Raw genomic sequence first — 6,106 nt, 5'->3', positions numbered from 1 at the left:
CTTCGGCAGCTCCTACAGAAATTGCGTTTCATGTAGGAGCTGCCGAAGGCTGCGATCTTTTTTTGCCCGCTGCAAATTGGTGCATTAAAAAATCTTCACGCACCAAAACCTTCCATATTCCCCCAACATCTTGAAACATCCACCACGCTCCGACAGGGATTTCCTACATCTCGTCCGATTGGCAAGGCCCTTGCTCTAGCCAGAGTATTGTCCATAGCTGGAAGCTTTCCGATGCTGGTGATTCACCGCAGAACCGACCCTCAACCCGTCTGGGCCGCCGAGTTGCACCTGACCTTCGAAGCGCGGAGCAAAAGCCGTTTGCGCTGTTTCAGTGCCGAGGGCGAAGACGTCGGGTTGTTTTTGGAGCGCGGTCAGCCGCCGCTGTTCGACGGCGAATGCCTGCAGGCCGAAGACGGGCGCATCGTCCGCGTCTGCGCCCGCCCCGAACAATTGCTGCACGTCACCTGCGCCAATGCTTTCGAACTGACTCGCGCCGCGTATCACTTGGGCAACCGTCACGTTGCCCTGCAAGTCGGCGACGGCTGGCTGCGGCTGCTCGACGATTACGTGCTCAAAGCCATGCTCGAACAGCTCGGCGCACAAGTCGAAGCCATCGAAGCACCGTTCCAGCCGGAACACGGTGCCTATGGCGGCGGCCATCACCATTCACGCCACGGCGACGAAGACTTCAATTACGCGCCGAAACTCCATCAGTTCGGCGTACGCCTGTGAATCCGGCCTGGGCGCTGCTGCGCCTGGCCAGTCCGCAATTGCCGATTGGTGGCTACAGCTATTCGCAAGGCCTGGAAATGGCGGTGGATAACGGCCGCGTCAACAACCCGGACAGCGCTCGACGCTGGATCAGCGATCAGTTGCTGCTCAATCTTTCGCGTTTTGAAGCGCCGCTGCTGCTCGCCCATTGCCAGGCCGCCGCCGATGAACAATGGGCCGAACTGTCGAGCCTCTGCGAAAGCCACCGCGCCAGCCGTGAAACCCGCGAGTTGCATCTGGAGAGCCGGCAGATGGGCTATTCGTTGCAGCAATTGCTCAACGGTTTGCCGGAACTCGACGCGCCTGCCCGTGAATTTCTCGATCAATGCTCTGAGCCGCATCTGGCCCTGTGCTGGGCGCTGGCCGCGCGCGCCTGGGCCATCAGCCCGCAGGACGCCCTCGCCGCGTGGTTGTGGAGCTGGCTGGAAAACCAGCTCGCCGTATTGATGAAAACCCTGCCGCTGGGCCAACAAGCGGCCCAACGCCTGACCAGCGAACTGCTGCCGCTGCTGCAACAAGCCCAGCAGGACGCAACCCGAATCGATCCCGAACACATGGGCAGCGCCGCGTTCGGTCTGTCCCTGGCGTGCATGGCCCACGAGCGCCAGTACAGCCGCCTCTTTCGCTCCTAGGAGAAACACTCATGAACACACAACCTCTGCGCGTCGGCATCGGCGGCCCGGTCGGTTCCGGCAAAACCGCGTTGACCCTGGCCCTGTGCCTGGCCCTGCGCGAGCGCTACAACCTCGCCGTGGTCACCAACGATATCTACACCCGCGAAGACGCCGATTTTCTCGTGCGTAACGAAGCCCTCGCGCCGGAGCGGATCATCGGCGTGGAAACCGGCGGCTGCCCGCACACGGCGATCCGCGAAGACGCGTCGATCAACCTTGAAGCGGTCGATCAACTGAACCGGCGCTTTCCGGGGCTTGATCTGATTCTGGTGGAGTCCGGCGGCGACAACCTCTCGGCGACCTTCAGCCCGGAACTGTCCGACCTGACCATCTACGTGATTGACGTTTCGGCTGGCGACAAACTGCCGCGCAAGGGCGGTCCGGGGATCTGCAAGTCGGATCTGCTGGTGATCAACAAAATCGACCTGGCGCCGCTGGTGGGTGCGTCGCTGGAAATGATGGACAGCGACACCCAACGCATGCGCAACGGCAAGCCGTTCGTCTTCAGCAACCAGAAAACCGGTCAGGGCCTGGAAGACATCATCGCCTTCATCGAACGCCAAGGCCTGCTGACCGCAGCCTGATTCACTTATCAACAAGGAAGCTTATTCATGACACTCAAACGCATTGTCGGCGCTGTGGCGCTGCTGCTGACCCCGGCGCTGGCCTTCGCTCACCCGGGGCATGGCGACAGCGGTTTGATCGCCGGCATCAGCCACCCAATCGGCGGCCTCGACCATTTGCTGGCGATGTTGGCAGTCGGGTTGTGGGCGGCGCAGCAACAAGGCGCGGCGCGCTGGGCGCTGCCGTGCACGTTTGTCGGCACCATGCTGATCGGCGGCATGCTCGGTTTTGAAGGGCTGCAATTGCCGGCGCTGGAAAGCGGGATTGCCGCGTCGGTGCTGGCGTTGGGTCTGGCGGTGGCCTTGGCGGTGCGTCCGCCGTTGGTGATGGCGGTGGTGGCGACGGCGGTGTTTGCGTTGTTCCATGGCGTCGCGCATGGGCTGGAATTGCCGGAGATGAGTAGCCCTTGGGCCTATGCGGCCGGTTTCGTCGCCGCGACCGCTGCGTTGCATGCCGCCGGTTATGCGGTGGTGCGCTTCCTGCCTCAGGCTGCGGCGCCGTTGGTGCGACTGGCGGGGGCGGCCTCGGCGGTGACCGGTGCCTGGTTGCTGGCAGGCTGATCGCTAGCGTCTGTCCTGGCCTCATCGCTGGCAAGCCAGCTCCCACAGGGATTTTCGGTGATCACACGATAGTTGCTTCACCGAGTAACTTGTGGGAGCTGGCTTGCCAGCGATGACGGTCGATCAGACACCAAGACTCTAAAGCCTGCCGCTCTGCTACCATGTCGCGCAATCGCCCCAGCCCGTGACGACGTCCGCCCATGCCCCACGCTCCCCGCTCCACCGCCCTGCCTGAATTGACCGCCCTGTTTCGCGATGTGCAACAGCACTTCGTCAACGTGATCGTGCCCCTCTGGCAAGGCCCGGGCTGGAACGCTGACATGGCGTTGCCCTACGAGGCGCTGGACGCTGCGCATCAGCCGCTGCCACCACAGCGCTATCGGGCGATGGCGTGCGCGCGGCAGCTGTACCTGTTCTCCAGCCTGATCGGGGTTGTGGATAACGCGGACGTCCGCGCGGCGGCGCTGTTCCGTTCGCTGCAACGCTACTTCCACGATGCCGAGCACGGCGGCTGGTTCTACAGCATCGATGCGCAGGGCAAGCCGCTGGATCAGCGCAAGGATCTCTACACCCACGCCTTTATCCTGTTTGCCTGCGCGCATTACTGGGCAAAGTCTGGCGATCCGCTGGTCGAGTCGACACTGAACGCGGCGCTGGAAATCATTGGTCGGCGCTTTGCCACCGGCGATGGCCTGTACGAAGCGTGCCTTGATCGCGACTGGATCACCCTCGAAACCGGCCCGCTGCAGAACCCGTTGATGCACTTGGCCGAAGCGTTCCTCGCCACCTTGGCAGTACGTGAAGATGCTCAGACGCAGAAGGCGCTGCTCGAGTTATGCACAGCCATGCACAAGCAGTTCGTCGATCCCCAACATGGCGTGTTGATGGAGAAGCCGCTCGGGGCTGTGGATAACTGGTATGAGCCGGGGCATCAGTTCGAATGGTATTTCCTGCTCGAATCGTCTGCGCTGCTGCGTGGCTCCAAACTGCATGCCGCGCTGGACCGGGCGTTCGCATTCACCGAGCAATACGGCGTGGTGCAGCCATCCGGCGCAGTGCGCGCGATGCTCGATCTGGAAACCAACGGACGCCCACGGGATTCGACTCAACGGATCTGGGCACAGGCGGAATACCTGCGTGCGCTGACCTTGCGTCAGGGCAGTGAAGCGGTGGTGTTGCGCCAGTTGCAGGCGTTGCAGCAGCGGTTTTTGCATGCGGGTGGCTGGCACGAGTGTCGGGATGAGTTGGGGGAGGTCAGCCGTAAAGACATGCCTTCGACGACGCCGTATCACCTTGCGACTTGCTATCACGGTCTTACTGAATATCTTCGCTGACGGATAAATAGCTATCGCGAGCAGGCTCACTCCTACAGGGGAACGCATTCCAAATGTAGGAGTGAGCCTGCTCCGGGCGGCGATCCGACGATCAGCTGCTAGGCGGTCGCTAGGCGATCCACTTCTTGTCCCCGGTAAAGCTGATGGTCAACCACCGCGCTGCATCCGCCTTGCCCAGCTTCGACGAAATCTCTTCGCGCAAGGCATCCAGCTGCCCGACATGGCTCAGCGCATAGTCTGCCGGCAACACCACATGAATCTCGATAAACCGCGCCCGTCCGTGCTTCTGCACGTACGACACGTAGTCATCAAAACCATGCTCGATCTTCGCCGCATCCATCACTTGCCGTACCTGGTCATCCAGCGTATCCGGCGCGATACCGAGCACATCGCTTAGCGCCGGGCCAAGGATCTTGAACGCCGGTGGCAGCATGGTCAGCGCCAGCACGATCAGGATCAATGGGTCGACATAGGCCGCCCACTCGCCGTAGCCCTGGGACTTGAGCAGCAGCGCCGCGAGGAAACTGATCAACAGGCCCACGGACAGCATCGCGTCCACCAGCCAACTGATGTTGTCGAACTGGATCAGGCTGGATTTGAGCTTGCGGTTACGTCGACGCACGTAGAAGAAGTAGGCGAACTCGACCACGGTAAACACCGCCGCATAGATGATCACCATCCCCAGCTCGATCTCGCGCCCACCGTTGATGATGCCAAACACGCCGTTGAGAAACGCATAGATCGCGATCAGCAACAGGAAGCTGCCTTCGATCAGCAGCACCATCGGTTCCAGATGCCAGTAGCCAAACTGAAAACGGTGATTGTTTTCCTTGGCGATCAACTTGGCAGTGATCAGCATCAGGACTTTGATGAACGTAGCGATCAGCGAGAAAAAACCATCGAAAAGGATGGATTGCGAACCAGAAACAAAACCGGTGACGATCCCGGCAATCGCCACAGCCAACATCAGAATGGTCGATTGTTTGAGCAGTGCCTGCTCACCTCGGTTACTCACTTTGACTCCTCGAAAAACCCTGAAAATCGCGGGTTGCGGTTGGGTTGTTGCGAGGGGAGTTTACCCTATCGGTATTTTTTGCCTGTTCTGGCCTCATCGCTGGCAAGCCAGCTCCCACAGGGTTATCGGTGCACACGAATCTTGTGAGCGACTCGGTACTTGTGGGAGCTGGCTTGCCAGCGATTGGCCGTGACGCGGTGTCAGGCCTTGTTGCGCTCGATGGCAAAACCCGCCCAGGTCTGGCTCACCGGCATCAACTCCAGGCTGTTGATGTTGATATGCGCCGGCGCATTCATCACCCAGAAAATCGTCTCGGCGATGTCCTGCGGCTGGATCGGCTCGGCGCCCGCGTAAGTCGCGTTGTAACGCTCCTGATCGCCAGCAAAGCGCACCAGCGAGAACTCGCTCTCGCACAGCCCTGGCTCAATGTTGCTGACCCGCACGCCGGTGCCCTGCAAGTCGCAGCGCAGGTTCAGCGAAAACTGTTTAACGAACGCTTTGGTCGCGCCATACACATGGCTGCCCGGGTACGGATAGTTGCCGGCGATGGAACCGAGGTTGACGATGCCGGCGCCACGGCCATGGGCGATCAAACGCGGCAGCAGCAAGCGCGTGGCGTACATCAGGCCTTTGACGTTGGTATCGACCATGGTGTCCCAGTCGTCCAGATCGCATTTCGGCGCAGGATCGACGCCCAGCGCCAGACCGGCGTTGTTGATCAGCCCGCGCAGCTTGGCGAACGACGGCGGCAGGTTGGCAATCGCCTCTTCCATCGCCTTGCGATCACGCACGTCGAGCACCAGGCCGTGCACTTCGGTCTGCTTCGACAGCTCTGCGCACAGCGCGTTGAGGCGTTCTTCACGACGACCGGTCAGCACCAGTTTCCAGCCAGCCTCGGCAAAACGGCGGGCGCAGGCTTCACCAAATCCGGACGTCGCGCCGGTGATAAACAGGGTGTTGGACATCGTGTTCTCCTTGCTTCGGCCGCCTGAGCAGCCCTTGGAATAGAAAATCAGCAGGCAGCATGCCCGGCCCGCGAATATCGGGCAACCACCGGCTCCGTGTAGGAGCTGCCGAAGGCTGCGATCTTTTGATCTTGAAAAACAACATCAAAAGATCGCAGCCTTC

General features: G+C 61.0%; 7 protein-coding genes. 5 read left to right on the top strand and 2 right to left on the bottom strand.

What is annotated here, in order from left to right:
- Window positions 1–231: 231 nt before the first annotated feature.
- From ureE to EJA71_RS11830, 5 genes are all read left to right on the top strand, one after another.
- A complete protein-coding gene (gene ureE, locus EJA71_RS11850) occupies window positions 232–732 on the top strand; it encodes an urease accessory protein UreE (protein ID WP_158957009.1) in 501 nt (166 codons plus the stop codon).
- Window positions 729–1,403, top strand: coding sequence for an urease accessory protein UreF (locus tag EJA71_RS11845; protein WP_158957007.1), 675 nt, complete (start codon window positions 729–731; stop codon window positions 1,401–1,403). Before ureE ends, EJA71_RS11845 begins: the two co-directional genes overlap by 4 nt.
- Before the next feature lie 11 nt (window positions 1,404–1,414).
- Entirely contained in the window at window positions 1,415–2,029 is a 615-nt protein-coding gene (gene ureG, locus EJA71_RS11840; RefSeq protein WP_158957005.1) for an urease accessory protein UreG, read from the top strand.
- Window positions 2,030–2,056: 27 nt separating this feature from the next.
- Entirely contained in the window at window positions 2,057–2,629 is a 573-nt protein-coding gene (locus EJA71_RS11835) for a HupE/UreJ family protein (protein WP_158957003.1), read from the top strand.
- 200 nt (window positions 2,630–2,829) lie between these two features.
- Window positions 2,830–3,963, top strand: coding sequence for an AGE family epimerase/isomerase (locus EJA71_RS11830; protein WP_158957001.1), 1,134 nt, complete (start codon window positions 2,830–2,832; stop codon window positions 3,961–3,963).
- Window positions 3,964–4,072: 109 nt separating this feature from the next.
- On the opposite strand, the gene EJA71_RS11825 is transcribed toward EJA71_RS11830, so the two are convergent.
- Both EJA71_RS11825 and EJA71_RS11820 read right to left on the bottom strand, forming a co-directional pair.
- Complete coding sequence (locus tag EJA71_RS11825) at window positions 4,073–4,978, bottom strand: cation diffusion facilitator family transporter (protein ID WP_158956999.1); 906 nt, start codon at window positions 4,976–4,978, stop codon at window positions 4,073–4,075.
- A gap of 200 nt (window positions 4,979–5,178) precedes the next feature.
- Complete coding sequence (locus tag EJA71_RS11820) at window positions 5,179–5,943, bottom strand: SDR family oxidoreductase (RefSeq protein WP_007915905.1); 765 nt, start codon at window positions 5,941–5,943, stop codon at window positions 5,179–5,181.
- Between the last annotated feature and the right edge of the window lie 163 nt (window positions 5,944–6,106).

It is taken from the genome of Pseudomonas sp. PB106, assembly GCF_009764645.1.
GTDB lineage: Bacteria > Pseudomonadota > Gammaproteobacteria > Pseudomonadales > Pseudomonadaceae > Aquipseudomonas.
This window is presented reverse-complemented; position numbering and strand designations above follow the sequence as displayed.

What these genes read in the sequence shown, in the direction of transcription:
- ureE (WP_158957009.1), top strand. Translation starts at nt 232, where the DNA reads ATGCTGGTGATTCACCGCAGAACCGACCCTCAACCCGTCTGGGCCGCC.
- ureG (WP_158957005.1), top strand. Translation starts at nt 1,415, where the DNA reads ATGAACACACAACCTCTGCGCGTCGGCATCGGCGGCCCGGTCGGTTCC.
- EJA71_RS11835 (WP_158957003.1), top strand. Translation starts at nt 2,057, where the DNA reads ATGACACTCAAACGCATTGTCGGCGCTGTGGCGCTGCTGCTGACCCCG.
- EJA71_RS11830 (WP_158957001.1), top strand. Translation starts at nt 2,830, where the DNA reads ATGCCCCACGCTCCCCGCTCCACCGCCCTGCCTGAATTGACCGCCCTG.
- EJA71_RS11820 (WP_007915905.1), bottom strand. Translation starts at nt 5,943, where the DNA reads ATGTCCAACACCCTGTTTATCACCGGCGCGACGTCCGGATTTGGTGAA.